Raw genomic sequence first — 14,636 nt, forward strand, 5'->3', positions numbered from 1 at the left:
CGCATGGCCGGTTTGGCACCCACATCGGGGGGTTTGCCTGAGGTCCGCCGACTTCACGGGCAACTGATTCGGACAGGGCGGTACTTCCATGGCAAATGTCCAGCGTGGTGCGCGAGCTGGCGCAGCGGCTGTCGCGCTGGGGCTGTCGCTGGCGTGGCCGACCATCGCCATTGCCAGCGCGGACAGCCCCGGCGGGGATTCGTCCTCGGTTTCCGCCGGTCCGGCAAAGACGACTGGAACAGCCCATTCAGCCCGCACCGCAAAGCCCACCCAGGGCAGCACGTCGTCGAAGAGGTCGTCGCCTGCCCGTAAGGCCACATCCGCCGCGCGGGTTCAGGCCAGCACCCCCGACGCGACCACGACCGATAAACCCAAGGCACAGTCGAGCAAGACCGTCTCCGACGGGAAGTCGTCGGCGACCGTGGAGACCGCTACCTCCAGTTCTGCGCAGACGACGGACAGCCAGCAGACTGCCGCCGTCACGACACCCTCCACCCCGAAGGTGGCCGAAGCGTCGGCCACCCCGACCGCGGCGACCACGAACTCGACGATCACGGCCCTGCGGGTGCCATCGGCCAACGCCTCGCCCGCCGATGTGATCACCGGTTTCTTCAGTTCGATTCAGGGACTCTTCGGGGGCGCCGCGCTACTGGTGCGCCGAACGTTCTTCAACGAGGCACCGACGGTAGCCCCCATCCAGCTCACCGGTGAGACGTTGGTGGATCCGATCAACGGCCAGATCAACGCGACCGATCCGGACGCCGACACCCTCGTCTATAAGGTGGCCCAGCAACCGCATTACGGCACCCTTGCTCTAAATACCGCAACGGGTGCATATACCTACACCCCGAATTCGAACTTCAAGGGCGTTGACTCCTTTGTCGTCTCCGCCACCGACACCGGTCTGCACATCAACCTGCTCAACTGGTTCCGCGAGCCCAGCACTTACGCGGCCGGCGCTGTCTACGAAGCGGGCGCGCCAAAGATCACGTACACCTTCACCTACGGAAACGGGTCGCAATACTGGTCGAGCGCCGCCCGGGCCGAGTTGGCGGCGACGGCCGTCTACCTGTCAAGCTATTTCGCCCCCGCGCAGGACGTCAACATCACGTATGCGGTCACCGGCCAGCGGTCGCTCACTGGCTCGACACTGGCGTCGGCCGGCAGCGATCTGATCAGTGAGAGCGGCTTCTCGACAACTGTGGTGCAGGAGAAGATCCTTCACCCCGGCGTGGAGGACCCCAACGGGGTCGCCGCCGACGGCACCATCGACTGGAATTTCGGCTACGGCTGGGGCTACTTCGACACCGTGCCCCCGGGAAGCTACGACTTCCAGTCAACGGCAATGCACGAGCTGCTGCACACCTACGGCTTCCTGTCAGTCATCGACAGCGCAGGCAACAACTCCATCGAGAACTGGACCGACTTCGACAAGAACATCGTCGACAAGAACGGCAACTCGGTGTTCATCCCGCCACCGAACGGCACCACCTTCGACACCACCTACAACTCGAACCTGACCGGTGGCAACGGCGGCCTGTACTTCGGTCTTCCCGGGTCGAACGCGTGGATCAAGAACGGCAACAAGCCGGTGCCGCTGTACACCCCCAGCCCCTGGGAATCCGGCAGCTCGATGTCGCACCTGAATGACAACTACTACAACGGCTCAGATCCGTTGACTAGGCCGGAGATGCTGATGAACGCGGCGTCCGATACCGGACTGGGCGTGCGCGTTCTGAGCCCCATCGAGATCGCGATCATGAAGGACCTCGGCTACACGATGGTGTCGGCGTCCCCGACCGTCGCCGTGCTGTTCATCGGCCTGATGCTCGTCCGCCGCCGCAAGACGGCCAAGAGCGCCTGAGGTCAGTTACTGCTCGGGCAGTCGATCGTAAGGAACACCGTGGTGTTGGCTGGTGGGTGATCGCCACGAAGGCCGTCGACGCTGGTGATCTTGCATTCCGACAGCGGCCGGTCAGTGCCACTTCCGGCAGAGAAGTTGTACTGCACGTTGTAGCCCTGGCTTTGTAAGGCCAGCGCGCCATCGGCGGCATTCTGATTCTGGTTGAAGGCCCGCGGCGGCATCTGGATGATGCCCTTCTCCGTAGGTACCGGCTTGCTCGTCGAGGCGCTGCTGGAGGTGGTTGAGCTCGGGCTCTCCTTCGAGGACTGACCGCAGCCCGCCGAAAGACCAGCTACCGCAACGATTGTCAGAAGACCACCGGCCAGCGCGAGCTGACGTGAAACCATCGTCGACTGCTTCATTCCATGCCTTCCGACACCACCATTGACCATGACCGGAAAAACTTATCTGCCTGCGCGGCAGCGGCAAAACCGATCAGCCCATCTTGCTGGGGGCGTCTCGCAATGTTCGCCTGAGCGCAACCTTCGAGACACTCAACCGGCGTCAGCGGCCGAGCATTCCCGTGACCATCAGCACTGCGCCGATGACGACAAGCGCAACCGCGCTGATCTCGGCTTGCCGCTGCTGGATCCACGCGCGCAACCGCTCTAGAGACCGATCAAATCGCTTGGCCGCCAGGACGTGAGCCAGCACCGGCAGTAACGTTCCGGCACCCGCTATCACGACGAAGTACCCAACGGCGGCACCCTGACCGATGGGTCCCAGCCTCGCGGCATCGATCGCCAATCCTGCTGCGGCACAAGCCACAATGATCTTCGGGTTGAAGACACCGAATGCCAGCCCGATCGCCGCGGTGCGGGCCGGAGACCACTTGCCGATGGCATCCAGCCAGTGCGCCGATCGCACCGCCTTGTTGCGCCGCAACCACAACGACACGCCGGTGACGATCAGCACGGCGCCACCGAAGAGCCGCAGTCGCAGCTGCCAGACCGAGGACGTGTCGGCCGAGCCGCCCAGCAGTCGTGGGACGTTGAGGAACAGCACGGTGAGCACCGTCAGTCCGGTCACCCACCCGGCGGCGAATGCCAGACCTGCCGCGCGCGGTCGCGTCGAATACAGCACCAGCAACAGGGCAGGCAGTATCGAAATGGGCGACAGTGCCACCACCAACGCCAGTGGAATCAGCTCGGCGGACACCGCCGCCCAGTCGCTCGACACCAGGGGGTCAGTCCTCGTCGGTGGTGTCCGGCCGCGGGCGCAACTCACCAAGCGGACGATGGTCGCCGAACAACGGACGCCGCAACGGCTGATGCCCGTGAACGCCTTCGGCGTAAGCGGTTTCGGCATGCTGGGTGAAGTCCACCCCCGCCGTCTCGTCTTCGGCGCTCACCCGGAACCCGATGGTCCGATCGATCACCTTGGCCAGAACGAACGACATGATGAACGCGTAAGCCGCGACCACGACCATCGCGAGTGCCTGCTTGCCGAGCTGGGTCAGCCCACCGCCGTAGAACAGTCCCTGCGGTCCGCCCGTCATCACCGCCGTGGCCAGGAAGCCGATCAGCAGCACGCCGACCACACCGCCGACGAAGTGCACACCGACCACATCGAGGGAGTCGTCGTAGCCGAACCGGAATTTCAGCCCGATCGCGAACGAACACACCACGCCCGCCGCCACCCCGACGATCGCGGCACCGAGGGTGTTCACGGTCCCGCACGAGGGTGTGATCGCGACGAGTCCCGCGACCACACCGGAGGCCGCGCCGAACGTCGTCGGGCGCCCGTCGCGGATCTGCTCGACCGACAACCAGCCGAGCATGCCCAGGCAGCCCGCCACCAGTGTGTTGAGGAAAATGGCCGCCGCCGTCCCGTTGGCGGCCAACGCGGATCCGGCGTTGAAGCCGAACCAGCCGAACCACAGCAGCCCGACGCCGAGGAGGACGAAGGGCAGGTTGTGGGGACGCATCGCGTCGACCTTGAATCCGATCCGCGGCCCCAGCACCAGTGCCAGTGCCAAGGCCGACGATCCGGACACGATCTCGACGACAAGGCCGCCGGCGTAGTCGAGCACCCCGAGCTTGAACAACCAGCCGCCCGGGGACCAAACCCAATGTGCCACAACGGCATACACCACAATGGACCAGACCGGCACGAAGATCATCCAGGCGGCGAACTTCGCCCGGTCGGCGATCGCCCCGCTGATGAGTGCGGCGGTGATGATCGCGAAGCTCAGCTGGAACGTGGAGAACAACAGTTCCGGCACCGAGCCGTGCACGGTGCTCGGACCGATGCCGGCCATACCGATGTGCGACAGATCGCCGATCACCCCACCGAGGCTGGTCCCGGAGAACGCCAGGGTGTAACCGAACAGCAGCCAGGCCACCGTGACGAGTGGGATCGCGATGAAGCTCATCATGATCATGTTGAGCACACCGGTGGTGCGGACCATGCCGCCATAGAAAATGGCCAATCCGGGCGTCATCAGTAGGACGAGCGCTGTGCTGGCCAGCAGCCACGCGGTGGCGGCGGGATCGATCGCTTGCAAAGTCCGGCTCCTTCGACGGTCCCGACGAGAATGTCGGCGCGAAGTTTCGGCGGTGCGGCGATCGTGTTTCAGCCGTGTTTCACGAACCTCACGTCGGCCTCACCAACCCATGGAGCCGGGAATTCCCTTGAACGGTCCGACCACCCTGCTCGTGATCCACCCGCCGTAGAACCCGCCCGGCTGCGGCACCACCGTTTCACCGTCCACGGTGCACCGATCGACCAGGCTTGCCATCACCGCGATGGATCCCGCGATCTCTGCGAACGCAGGAGTCGGCCGGGGGTACGTCCACGCCGCCCGGCTCGCCACCGTGGCCCCGGCCACCAGGTCGTAGTAGCGCGCCTGCCCTTTCCATTCGCACATCGAAGCGCCGGGGGCGTCTCGGAGAGCTCCGTCCACGAACGCTTCACGGGGCAGGTAATACGTCGGCGGATGGCTGGTCTCGAGCACGCGCCAGCTGTGCGACGTGGAGGCGATCACGCGGCCTCCGAGTTCGACGGTGATCGTGCCGCTGAACGGCTCGAGGCGCGGCGGACGCGGGTAGTCCCACACCGATTCCTGGCCCGGACCGGCGTGCTCGGGTGTCGGCCAACTACTCATGTCTCGACGATACGAAAATGGGCGATATGCGCGGCGATTGGTGGATGATTCCGGTGTCGATCGCCGCCGCGCTGGTCGTCGTCTGGCTGGCGCTCGCGGTCACGTTATGGCTGGTCAAACCCGACGACGTCGGCATCACCGACCTGCTGCGCCTGCTGCCGGACACCCTGCGGCTGCTCAAGCGCCTGGCCACCGACCCGGCGATGGATCGACGGATTCGCGTCGTTCTCGCCGGCCTGCTGATATTCCTGGCCTCGCCCATCGACCTCATTCCCGACTTCATCCCGGTGCTCGGCTACGCCGATGACGCCATCATCACCGCGGTGGTTCTGCGCTGGGTCACGAGAACCGCCGGACCGCAAGCGCTCGCCAAACACTGGCCGGGTACACCGGACGGGCTGGTCGCGCTGTGCCGGCTCTGCCGATTGCCCGACCCGCTATGACCAACCCTTGGTGACGACGCTCACAGGCTTCGGTACGCTCTGCTGAGCGACTGCTTAGCTCGTCGCGAAACGCTCGTCGACAACGCATTGGAGCCAACACCATGGCCGCACCTGCCACCCGTTACGCGGGAACGCGCGTCCCGCGGGTCGAGGACACTCGCCTGCTCACCGGGCACGGCACCTACGTCGATGACATCGTGCGGCCGGGAATGCTGCACGCCTGCTTCGTGCGCAGCCCCTTCGCGCACGCCCGCATCAACAGCATCGATGCGTCGGCGGCACTGGCACTGCCCGGCGTACACGCGGTGCTGACCGCGGCCGACCTGAACAACGACGTCCACGAGGCCTGGCACGCGGTGGCAGGCAAGGACGTTCCCGACACCCCGCGCCCGCCGCTGGCCGAGGGCGAGGTGAAGTTCGTCGGCGACCCGGTCGCGATCGTCATCGCCGAAAACCGTTACCTCGCCGAGGACGCCCTCGAACTGGTCGACGTCGATTACGACCCACTGCCCGCGATCGCCGATTTCACCCAGGCGGTGGGTCACGAGGCGGTGGTGCATGAGGCCTATCCGGACAACGTCGCCGGCGGACTGGCCGGGGCACCGCCGGACGAGGAGGCGTTCGCGGCGGCGGCGTATGTGACCGACGAGCAGATCTATCAGCAGACGCACGTGCCGGTCCCGATCGAAACACGCGGACTGGTCGTCGAATGGGTGGCCGCCACGCAGGAACTGACCCTCTGGGCGTCCACTCAGACCCCGCACGAACTGCGCGCGTTCGCCGCGCGACTGCTGGGCATCCCGGCCCAGGGCGTACGCGTCATCACCCGGGACACCGGCGGCGGCTTCGGCCAGAAGGTCGTCCCGATGCGCGAGGACATGTGCATCATGCTGGCGGCCCGCAAGGTTCCCGCTCCGCTCAAGTGGATCGAGGACCGCCGCGAGAACCTGATGTCGGCGGGGCAGGCCCGCCACGTCGACGGGCGCGCGCGGATGGCGTTCGACGCCGACGGGGCCATCACCGCCGTCGCCATCGACTTCCTTCAGGACATCGGGGCCTACCCCACCCCTTATCCGGTGCTGACCACCGCGGCCATCGGGATGTTCTTCCCCGGGCCCTACCGGGTGCCCAAGTCGAGCTTCAACTACAAAACGGTGTTCACCAACACCAGCGGGCTGGCCGCCTACCGCGGCCCCTGGCAATACGAAACCCTCACGCGCGAAATACTTCTCGACATTGCGGCCCGCAAGATGGGCATCGATCCGGTCGAGTTGCGCCGCAAGAATCTGCTGCGCCGCGACGAGATGCCGTTCTTCAATCCCAACGGCATGCCCTATGACCACGTCGCCCCGATGGAGACCTTCGAGCAGGCGGTCAAAATCCTTGACCACGAAGGGTTCCGCAAGGAGCAGGCCGAGGCGCTGGCGCAGGGTCGCTACCTTGGTCTGGGGTTCTCGGCCTACATCGAGCCGACCGGTGCGGCGACCGGGCACCTGGCCACCGAGGGCTGCACCATGCGGATGGAGCCCACCGGCAAGATCAATGTCTACGTCAACGGTGGCTCGAGCGGAAACAGCATCGAGACCACGGTGGTGCAGCTGACCGCCGACGCACTGGGTGCCGACATCGCCGATGTGTCAACGATTCAGGGCGATACCGCGGTGACCCCGTACGGCGCCGGAACGCAAGGCAGCCGCAGCGGCCCGATGACCGCCGGCGCGGTGAACGAGGCCGGCACGATCCTGCGCAACCAGCTGGTGGCGATGGCCGCTCACGTGCTCGGCGTACAGGAGTCGGACATCGAACTGGCCAACTCGCGGGCCACCTCACGCGAGGATTCATCCAAGAGCGTCACTTTCGCGGATCTCGCCTACAAGTCCTATTACGAGCCCCAGTCCCTGGCACCGGGGATGGCGGCCACACTGGAGGCCACTGCCCGGTTCACCTCGCAGACAATGATCCACTGGGCCAACGTAACTCATGCGTGCACGTGCGAGGTGGACATCACCACCGGCCGTGTCACCCTGACCCGCTACATCGTCAGCGAGGACGTCGGCCCGATGATCAACCCCAACATCGTCGAGGGGCAGATCGCCGGCGGCACGGTGCAGGGCATCGGCGGCGCACTGCTGGAGAATTTGGTCTACGACGACGACGGAAACCCGTTGTCCACCACGTTCGTCGACTACCTGCTGCCCACCGCCACCGAGGTGCCGCCGATCGAGTACGGGCACGTCGAGGTGCCCAGCCCCGGTGTCGGCGGCTACAAGGGATGCGGAGAGGGCGGCGCTATCGGCTCCACCCCAGCGGTGATCAACGCGATCAACGACGCCCTGGCCCCGCTCGGGGTGACGGTCACCAAGCTCCCGGCCACGCCCGCGCAGATCGTGGCGCTGATCGAGGCGGCCGGGAGTTAGGTTGCTGCCGCGCCGGTTTCAGCGGCTTGGTGCACGGCATTGATGATGCCCTGATACCCGGTGCAGCGGCAGAAGTTGCCGGACAGACCTTCGCGAATCTCTTCATCGGTCGGATGCGGGTTGTCGCGCAGCAGCGCCGTGATCGACATGACGAATCCCGGTGTGCAGAAACCACATTGCAGGCCGTGGCAGTCGCGCAGCGCCGCCTGCACCGGCGACAGCTCGCCGTCGGCTGACGCCTCACCCTCGACGGTAGCGACCTCGGAGCCTTCCGCCTGCACCGCGAACACCAGGCAGGACCGCACCGCCGCCCCGTCGAGCAGCACCGTGCACGCGCCGCACGAGCCGTGTTCACACCCGAGGTGGGTACCGGTGAGGCCGCAGCGCTCACGCAGGAAGTCGGCCAACGTCAGTCGCGGCTCGACGGTCGCCTCAACGGGAATTCCGTTGACCGACACCTGGATCGACCGATCATGCATCGAAAGCCTCCTTGACCGCAGCCCGCCATGCCTGTGCGGCCATGGCCGCCCCGACTCTGCGTCGATAGTCGGCCGAACCCTGGAGGTCGGCCGGGATGTCGTCGAGCCCGCTCATCGCGAGCTCACCGATTTCTTCTGCCGTGATGTCGCCGACCGGCCGACCGACGATGGCCTCTTCGGCTGCCGAGGCACGCCTCGGTGTGGCACTGAGCCCCAGCAACCCGATGCCGCTGCGCCGGACCTTGTCGTCGTCGTCGAGTTCGACGGCCGCCACCGCACCGGCGATCGCGAAATCACCATGACGACGGGCGAATTCCTCGACCGCGAAGCCGCATCGGCCGGACCAGATCGGGAACCGCACGCCGACCAGAATCTCGTCGGGCTCCATCGCGGTCTCCCACACACCGGCGAAGAAATCCTTGGCCGCGATCTCCCGACCACCCGATGTCGACACTGTCTCGATCGTGGCGTCCAGCGCCAGCGCGACGGCGCCGTATTCCGCGGCGGGATCGGCGTGGGCGATCGAACCACCGATGGTGCCGCGGCTGCGGATCTGGAAGTGTCCGATCAACGGGGTGGCGCGAGTCAGTAGCGGCACGCCCGCGCGGACCTGCTCGTCCGAGCCGACGGTGGCATGGGTGGTGCCGCCACCGATCCGCAGGGTGTCACCCGTGGCTTCGATGCCCTTCATCTCCTCGAGACGCGAGATGTCGATCAGATGGTCGAAGAACGCCAGGCGCATCGACAGCATCGGGACCAGGCTTTGTCCGCCGCCGAGCAGTTTGGCGTCGTCCCCGAGTTCGGTGAGCAGCTGTGCCGCCGCGGCGACACTGTCAGGACGGTGATAGTCGAAGGGCGCCGGCTTCATCGGTGGCCGCCGCAGCGCATCATGCTAAGCACATGCTCAGCATAGCGTGCCGCAGTCGCCCGCTTCCCGGAGTTGCCCGAGAGGCTCTGAGTGGACGCCGAGGGCGCCGCCGACTGTGAGAATCACCGCTGTCCAGCTTTCGGCGGCGGCAGATTCGGCCACTGACTGCGGCCGCGTCGCAAAGCTTTGATCTGCAACGACGGTTGTACGGCCCGGGGGTATCCAGCTCCTTGACCGGAAGGAGACCTGGTCAGCTGGGGCCCAGCCAGCATAAGCCCGCATACTGTCGATCATGGATCCGTCGCCGCCCCCGCGTGCGGCCGCCACGGGCAACCGCCGCGGCCGTCATCGAGAGCGGTCCAACACCGGCCGGCGGGCGCTTCGCGCCGTCATCCGAACCGCGATCGGCCTGATCTCGGTCGTGGTGGTGACGCTGACCGGGGTGGCGTATTCGCAGGCGCACGGCCTGCTCAGCGGCATCACGGTGTCCCAAGCCCTGGGCTCGGACGAGCCCCGGTCCAGCGGTGGCGCGATGAACATCCTGCTGATCGGGCTGGATAGCCGCAAAGACCAGGACGGCAACGAGCTGCCCGACGACCTGCTCGACAAGCTGCACGCCGGCGATTCCGACGCGGGCGGCTACAACACCAACACCTTGATCCTGGTGCACATCAGCGCCGACGACCGCGTCGTCGCGTTCTCGATACCGCGTGACGACTACGTGGCGGTCACTGGCATCAAGGGCTACAACCACATCAAGATCAAGGAAGCCTACGGACTAACGAAGGCGCAGACCGAGCAGAAGCTGGTCGACGAGGGCATCGCCGACCGCAAGGAACTCGAGCGCGCCGGCCGGGAAGCAGGACGCAAAGCGACCATCCGTGCGGTGCGCAATCTGACCGGCCAGCCGATCGACTACTTCGCCGAGGTGAATCTCGCGAGCTTCTATCACCTGGCCGAAAGCCTCGGCGGCGTCGACGTCTGCCTCAACCATGCCGTGCACGACGACTACTCCGGTGCTGATTTCCCGGCCGGTCGCCAAACACTGAACGCCGCACAGGCCCTGGCGTTCGTGCGGCAGCGGCATGGGCTGGAGAACGGCGACCTCGATCGCACTCATCGGCAGCAGGCCTTCCTGCTGTCGGTGACGCACCAACTGCAGGAGTCGGGGTCGTTCACCGATCTGGACAAGTTCAAGCAGTTGATGGCGGTGGCCCGCGAAGACATCGTGCTGTCCCAGGGCTGGGGCGAGGACCAGTTCCGCAGAATGGCCGCCCTGGCCGGCGGCAACGTCGAATTCCGCACGTTGCCGGTGGTGCGCTACGACAACATCAACGGCCAGGATGTCAACATCGTCGACCCGGCCAAGATCCGTGCCGAGATCGCGCAAGCCATCGGCGGCGACTCGGTATCAGTGACCACTACCGCTGCGCCGCAACCACTTCCGCCGCCCAATCCGAACACGGTCGTCAGCATCGTCAACGCCAGCGACACCTCAGGTCTGGCGTCACAAGCCGCGACCGTCCTGGGTAAGCACGACTTCACCGTCAGTGAGGTCCGCGACCGCGAGTCCGGCGAACCGATCGACACGGTGATCACCTACGGCGCGGGCGCGCAGACCGATGCGCAGTCGGTGGCCAGCCTGCTCGGCGTGGAGAACGCCCCACAGTCCACCAGTGCGGTGGCTGCCGATCATGTCCGGGTGGTGCTCGGCCAGGGCTACGACCTTCCGCTGGAGCAACCGCAGACCCAGGACACCAGCACGACATCGACGACCGACAAATGGTCGGAGATGACGATCACGCCCACCCCCGATCAGGGCGCTCCCATCGACGGCGGCAAGGTGCCCTGCGTCAACTGAGCCCGATTGACCTAGTTTGGGTTCCATGCGTATCGGAGTCATCGGACTGGGCAACATGGGCGCGGGCATCGCCGCGAATCTGATCAAGGCCGGGCACGAGGTGACCGTCTACAACCGGTCACGGCCGAAGGTGGACGCGCTGGCTGCGCAGGGAGCGCAGGCGGCCGACACCGTGGCCGACGCGTGCGGAGGTGACGTCGTGCTGACGATGCTCGCCGACGACGCCGCGGTGGCCGGGGTGACATTCGGTGACGAGGGCATCATCGCCTCGTCCGTATCGGACACCGTCCATATCTCCTCGAGCACGATCAGCGTGGCAATGTCGCAACGCTTGACCGAGGCGCACGGCGCAGCCGGCCAGAAGTTCGTGGCCGCGCCGGTGTTCGGGCGGCCCGAAGCCGCCGCTGCCGCAAAGCTGTTCGTCGTCGCCGCCGGGCCCGCCGCCACCGTGAGTGCGGTGACACCGGTCTTCGATGCGATCGGGCAGCGGACCTTCGTGGTGGCCGAGGACCCGTCCGCGGCCAACCTGGTCAAGCTCAGCGGAAATTTCCTGATCGGCTCGGTGATCGAATCACTCGGCGAGGCGATGGCTCTGGTGGCCAAGGGCGGCGTCGACCGGCATCAGTACCTGGACATCCTGACCTCGACACTGTTCTCCGCCCCGGTGTACAAGACCTACGGCGGGCTTATCGCCAACGAGCAGTTCGAGCCGGCCGGGTTCGCAGCGCCGTTGGGGCACAAGGACATTGGGCTGGTCTTGTCGGCCGCCGAGGAACTGCGGGTGCCGCTGCCGATCGCGAGCCTGCTGCGCGATCGGTTCCTGCGCCTGCTCGCCGAGGGCGGCGAGCAGCTGGACTGGTCGGCGATCAGCAGCCTCGCGGCCGCCGACGCCGGGACCTCAGACCACTCCGCGTAGCGCGTCGGCACCCAGGGCAGGCTCGAGCATCGCCGAGTAGTCCGGCCCCCGGCGCAGATTCTGTCCACCGTCGACGCCGATGATCTGTCCGGTGATCCACTGAGCGGCATCGCTGAGCAGGAACAGCGTCGCATTCGCGACATCCTCGACCTCGCCGGGGCGCGGTAGCGGAGTGCACTCGGCGTAATCGCCGCTGATCTCCGGCGAGTCGAGAACCATCTGCACCAGTTCGGTGCGGATCAACCCGGGCCGGATGCCGTTGACCCGCACCCACGACGCTCCGAGTTCGTCGGCAGCCAGCTTGATGAGATGGTCGAGGCCCGACTTGGTGACGCCGTACGGCCCGAACCACCGATGTGTGTTGCTCGACGCGATCGAGGAGATGCCGACGAAGGATCCGCCCCCGCCACGCACCATCTGGCGGGCCGAGTGTTTGAGCACGTACATCGAGCCGTTGATGTTCAGGTCGACGGTGGCGCGCCACGCCTCGGAGTCCATCTGGGTGATCGGGCCGATGGTCTGCGATCCGCCGGCGCAGTGCACCACGCCATGCAGCCGCCCGTTCCACGCGGTTGCGGCGTCGACGACCGCGGCGATCTGGTCCTCGTTGGTGACATCGGCCGGTTCATACCTGACACTGCCCGACGGCGCGGCGGCATTGATCTCGTCGGCGGTCGCGGCCAACCGATCCGCGCCACGCCCGACGATCATGACGTTTGCGCCGGCCTTCGCCAGACCTTCCGCCACACCCTTGCCGATGCCGCTGCCACCACCGGTGACCAGGTAGGTCCGATCCTCGAACGAGAGCTGCACGCCGCACTCCTCACACAAATCTTCAACAGGTTCTACGTATAGAAGCACGGCGCCGCGTAGCCGCATAGTGCTCGTCCCACCGCCGAAGCCAGCGAACATCGAGACGCCACTGTGCCACCGTTTCTGCGGTGTCCTTTGAGGTGGCGAGAAGCCGCGTCCCGAACAATCGGGGCCAGTAATTCAGTTCGTCCCTCGCTGCCGCCGGAATTGCGACGAACAATTTCTCCATGCTGTCGACGGCTCCTGTGAGCAGCACTTGAGCTGTCGGCCATTTTTTCGCGCCCGGATATTGACTCCTGCGTAACACGCGGTCGCTGGCCGGCGATAAAACCGCCGAACAACTGCGGGACTCCGAAGGCAGCCATACACTGCCTCACACGGCCACTCAGCAAACTACAGAGAAGGCACAAACATGACTCACGTGAAGATTTCAGCGCGGCGCCTGGCACTGACGGGCAGCTTCGCGCTCGCCGTGGCGGCAGCACCCGCGCTGGCCGTCGTCACCGTTCCGTCGGCCGGGCCGATGGCGGCCTGCCCGCCCGGACAGGTCGTCAACGCGGCAACCGGTGGGTGTGAAGTGCAGCCCGCCACCGGCCCGCAGGGCGGCCTGCCCGAGGTCCAGGGAATCCCTTGCACAGGCGCAAACACCGGTCAGTGCATAGGATTGCAGCAAGAGCAGCAAGCTCCTGTGGTGCAACCCCGTTCAACCGTCAGTCCGTAGAAACGGAGGGCCGACTTCGGAACTCCGTCGACTTCTCGAGAAAGTGTGAAGTATGGCGATTTCCTCCTCAGTCGGCCGCCGCATCCTCCTCGCCGGTGGATTCAGCGTTGCCATCGCTGCCGCGCCGGCCGTTGCGTTCGTCATGGCGCCGTCGGGTGCGCCGGCGGGGCCTGCCATCGCGTGCCCGGCCGGCGAGTCCGAGGATCTCTACACCGATCAGTGCATTCCGGAGTTGGTGCCCAACCAGCCGGGCGGCAATTACCCCACCACGTCCAGCGGCGGCGGTAACGTCACCTACTCGACGCCGGGTGATTCCAGCAGCCTGCCCGAGGTTCAGGGCATCCCGTGCACGGGCGCCAACACCGGCCAGTGCATCGGTCTGCAGGAGAATCAGGTTCCCGCCGTCACTCCGCACTCCAGCATTTCGTCCAGCCCCTAGCCGGGGAGCAGGTCAGAGAGGGCAACGATGCCGATCCACTTCACCCGGGTGACACAGCTGGTGACCGCGGGCGTGTTCACGCTCGCGGTCGCGGCGGCCCCACTGGCGCACGCCGAAGGCGCGGGTGGGATTCCGGAACCGCAGCCGGTGCCGGGACCGCAGGCCGTGGATTCGCAGCCGGGCGGATCGGCCGGCTGCCAGGCGGGTGAGTCGCTGGACCCATCGACAGGCAACTGCACCCCGACCATGACCCCCGTCGCCACCACCAACGGGGATCAGGCGTTCGACGATCTGCAGCCGCGGACCACTCAGGACATGACGTCCACCGCCGCTACCGGTGTCGGAGCCGACCTGGTCCCGAACATCAACGGCACTCCCTGCACCGGTTATTGGGAGTCGGCGGCCTGCTACGAGACCAGCCAGGACGAGGTGGCCGTCCAGCCCAGGTCGACCATTTCATCGAGCCCGTAGCGGCTCATCGCCCCTTCGCTAAGGTTGAAGAATGCCTGCAAAAGCAAATCCCACGGACATCGAGGACGTCGAGCCGCTGGCCGACAGCACCGCGCGCCAGGCCCGTCGCGTCGTCGCGGCCTACGCCAATGACGCCGACGAGTGTCGGGTCTTCCTGTCGATGCTCGGCATTGGACCCTCAAAGCTCGAGGCGTAGCCG

Annotated in this window: 16 protein-coding genes; 9 read left to right on the forward strand and 7 right to left on the reverse strand. The window is 66.2% G+C overall.

Annotated features, from left to right (window positions below):
- The first annotated feature begins 88 nt into the window (after positions 1–88).
- Positions 89–1,864, forward strand: coding sequence for an Ig-like domain-containing protein (locus K0O64_RS25560; protein WP_220045826.1), 1,776 nt, complete (start codon positions 89–91; stop codon positions 1,862–1,864).
- 2 nt (positions 1,865–1,866) lie between these two features.
- Here K0O64_RS25560 and K0O64_RS25565 read toward each other — a convergent pair whose 3' ends face one another.
- From K0O64_RS25565 to K0O64_RS25580, 4 genes are all read right to left on the reverse strand, one after another.
- The gene (locus K0O64_RS25565; RefSeq protein WP_125477501.1) at positions 1,867–2,265 is read right to left on the reverse strand and encodes a hypothetical protein; all 399 of its coding nucleotides are present in this window, start codon (positions 2,263–2,265) and stop codon (positions 1,867–1,869) included.
- 142 nt (positions 2,266–2,407) lie between these two features.
- On the reverse strand, positions 2,408–3,082 hold the full coding sequence (locus K0O64_RS25570; RefSeq protein WP_164520143.1) for a GAP family protein: 675 nt from the start codon (positions 3,080–3,082) through the stop codon (positions 2,408–2,410).
- A 7-nt stretch (positions 3,083–3,089) separates the two neighbouring features.
- Positions 3,090–4,409 carry an ammonium transporter gene (locus K0O64_RS25575; protein ID WP_096312347.1) on the reverse strand — a complete coding sequence of 440 codons (1,320 nt, stop codon included), beginning with the start codon at positions 4,407–4,409 and terminating at the stop codon, positions 3,090–3,092.
- A 99-nt stretch (positions 4,410–4,508) separates the two neighbouring features.
- Positions 4,509–5,009 (reverse strand): DUF427 domain-containing protein, encoded by a 501-nt coding sequence (locus K0O64_RS25580; protein WP_071949037.1) that lies wholly within the window; start codon positions 5,007–5,009, stop codon positions 4,509–4,511.
- Between the two features lie 17 nt (positions 5,010–5,026).
- Between K0O64_RS25580 and K0O64_RS25585 the strand changes: the two genes are divergently transcribed.
- Entirely contained in the window at positions 5,027–5,452 is a 426-nt protein-coding gene (locus tag K0O64_RS25585; protein ID WP_425574809.1) for a YkvA family protein, read from the forward strand.
- Positions 5,453–5,553: 101 nt separating this feature from the next.
- A complete protein-coding gene (locus K0O64_RS25590) occupies positions 5,554–7,869 on the forward strand; it encodes a xanthine dehydrogenase family protein molybdopterin-binding subunit (protein ID WP_220045827.1) in 2,316 nt (771 codons plus the stop codon).
- Here K0O64_RS25590 and K0O64_RS25595 read toward each other — a convergent pair.
- On the reverse strand, positions 7,866–8,348 hold the full coding sequence (locus K0O64_RS25595) for a (2Fe-2S)-binding protein (RefSeq protein ID WP_071949035.1): 483 nt from the start codon (positions 8,346–8,348) through the stop codon (positions 7,866–7,868). The two genes, K0O64_RS25590 and K0O64_RS25595, sit on opposite strands and share 4 nt — an antisense overlap.
- Positions 8,341–9,216 carry an FAD binding domain-containing protein gene (locus K0O64_RS25600; RefSeq protein WP_071949034.1) on the reverse strand — a complete coding sequence of 292 codons (876 nt, stop codon included), beginning with the start codon at positions 9,214–9,216 and terminating at the stop codon, positions 8,341–8,343. The genes K0O64_RS25595 and K0O64_RS25600 overlap by 8 nt, the downstream gene beginning before the upstream one ends.
- A 292-nt stretch (positions 9,217–9,508) precedes the next feature.
- On the opposite strand from K0O64_RS25600, the gene K0O64_RS25605 reads away from it, so the two are divergent.
- Positions 9,509–11,077 carry an LCP family protein gene (locus tag K0O64_RS25605; protein WP_071949033.1) on the forward strand — a complete coding sequence of 523 codons (1,569 nt, stop codon included), beginning with the start codon at positions 9,509–9,511 and terminating at the stop codon, positions 11,075–11,077.
- Positions 11,078–11,102: 25 nt separating this feature from the next.
- Positions 11,103–11,993, forward strand: a complete 891-nt coding sequence (locus K0O64_RS25610) for an NAD(P)-dependent oxidoreductase (protein WP_071949032.1) — start codon at positions 11,103–11,105, stop codon at positions 11,991–11,993.
- Here K0O64_RS25610 and K0O64_RS25615 read toward each other — a convergent pair.
- Positions 11,976–12,806: an SDR family oxidoreductase gene (locus K0O64_RS25615; RefSeq protein ID WP_071949031.1), complete on the reverse strand. Its 831-nt coding sequence runs from the start codon at positions 12,804–12,806 to the stop codon at positions 11,976–11,978. The genes K0O64_RS25610 and K0O64_RS25615 overlap by 18 nt on opposite strands.
- Positions 12,807–13,218: 412 nt before the next feature.
- Here K0O64_RS25615 and K0O64_RS25620 point away from each other — a divergent pair, with 412 nt between their 5' ends.
- Genes K0O64_RS25620 through K0O64_RS25635 form a run of 4 tightly spaced genes read left to right on the forward strand, consistent with a single transcriptional unit; the run spans position 13,219 to position 14,633 of the window.
- Entirely contained in the window at positions 13,219–13,527 is a 309-nt protein-coding gene (locus K0O64_RS25620) for a hypothetical protein (protein WP_071949030.1), read from the forward strand.
- Between the two features lie 52 nt (positions 13,528–13,579).
- Positions 13,580–13,966 (forward strand): intersectin-EH binding protein Ibp1, encoded by a 387-nt coding sequence (locus K0O64_RS25625; RefSeq protein ID WP_071949029.1) that lies wholly within the window; start codon positions 13,580–13,582, stop codon positions 13,964–13,966.
- Between the two features lie 27 nt (positions 13,967–13,993).
- A complete protein-coding gene (locus tag K0O64_RS25630) occupies positions 13,994–14,437 on the forward strand; it encodes a hypothetical protein (protein ID WP_096312350.1) in 444 nt (147 codons plus the stop codon).
- 31 nt (positions 14,438–14,468) lie between these two features.
- Positions 14,469–14,633 carry a hypothetical protein gene (locus tag K0O64_RS25635; RefSeq protein ID WP_096312351.1) on the forward strand — a complete coding sequence of 55 codons (165 nt, stop codon included), beginning with the start codon at positions 14,469–14,471 and terminating at the stop codon, positions 14,631–14,633.
- Positions 14,634–14,636 lie beyond the last annotated feature (3 nt).

Source organism: Mycolicibacterium pallens (assembly GCF_019456675.1).
Lineage (GTDB): Bacteria > Actinomycetota > Actinomycetes > Mycobacteriales > Mycobacteriaceae > Mycobacterium > Mycobacterium crocinum.

Bases quoted from the DNA above. Each gene is read 5' to 3' on its own strand.
- K0O64_RS25600 (WP_071949034.1), bottom strand. From the start codon at position 9,216: ATGAAGCCGGCGCCCTTCGACTATCACCGTCCTGACAGTGTCGCCGCG.
- K0O64_RS25635 (WP_096312351.1), top strand. From the start codon at position 14,469: ATGCCTGCAAAAGCAAATCCCACGGACATCGAGGACGTCGAGCCGCTG.
- K0O64_RS25565 (WP_125477501.1), bottom strand. From the start codon at position 2,265: ATGAAGCAGTCGACGATGGTTTCACGTCAGCTCGCGCTGGCCGGTGGT.
- K0O64_RS25585 (WP_425574809.1), top strand. From the start codon at position 5,027: ATGGGCGATATGCGCGGCGATTGGTGGATGATTCCGGTGTCGATCGCC.
- K0O64_RS25630 (WP_096312350.1), top strand. From the start codon at position 13,994: ATGCCGATCCACTTCACCCGGGTGACACAGCTGGTGACCGCGGGCGTG.
- K0O64_RS25620 (WP_071949030.1), top strand. From the start codon at position 13,219: ATGACTCACGTGAAGATTTCAGCGCGGCGCCTGGCACTGACGGGCAGC.
- K0O64_RS25605 (WP_071949033.1), top strand. From the start codon at position 9,509: ATGGATCCGTCGCCGCCCCCGCGTGCGGCCGCCACGGGCAACCGCCGC.
- K0O64_RS25595 (WP_071949035.1), bottom strand. From the start codon at position 8,348: ATGCATGATCGGTCGATCCAGGTGTCGGTCAACGGAATTCCCGTTGAG.
- K0O64_RS25580 (WP_071949037.1), bottom strand. From the start codon at position 5,009: ATGAGTAGTTGGCCGACACCCGAGCACGCCGGTCCGGGCCAGGAATCG.
- K0O64_RS25625 (WP_071949029.1), top strand. From the start codon at position 13,580: ATGGCGATTTCCTCCTCAGTCGGCCGCCGCATCCTCCTCGCCGGTGGA.
- K0O64_RS25590 (WP_220045827.1), top strand. From the start codon at position 5,554: ATGGCCGCACCTGCCACCCGTTACGCGGGAACGCGCGTCCCGCGGGTC.
- K0O64_RS25610 (WP_071949032.1), top strand. From the start codon at position 11,103: ATGCGTATCGGAGTCATCGGACTGGGCAACATGGGCGCGGGCATCGCC.
- K0O64_RS25560 (WP_220045826.1), top strand. From the start codon at position 89: ATGGCAAATGTCCAGCGTGGTGCGCGAGCTGGCGCAGCGGCTGTCGCG.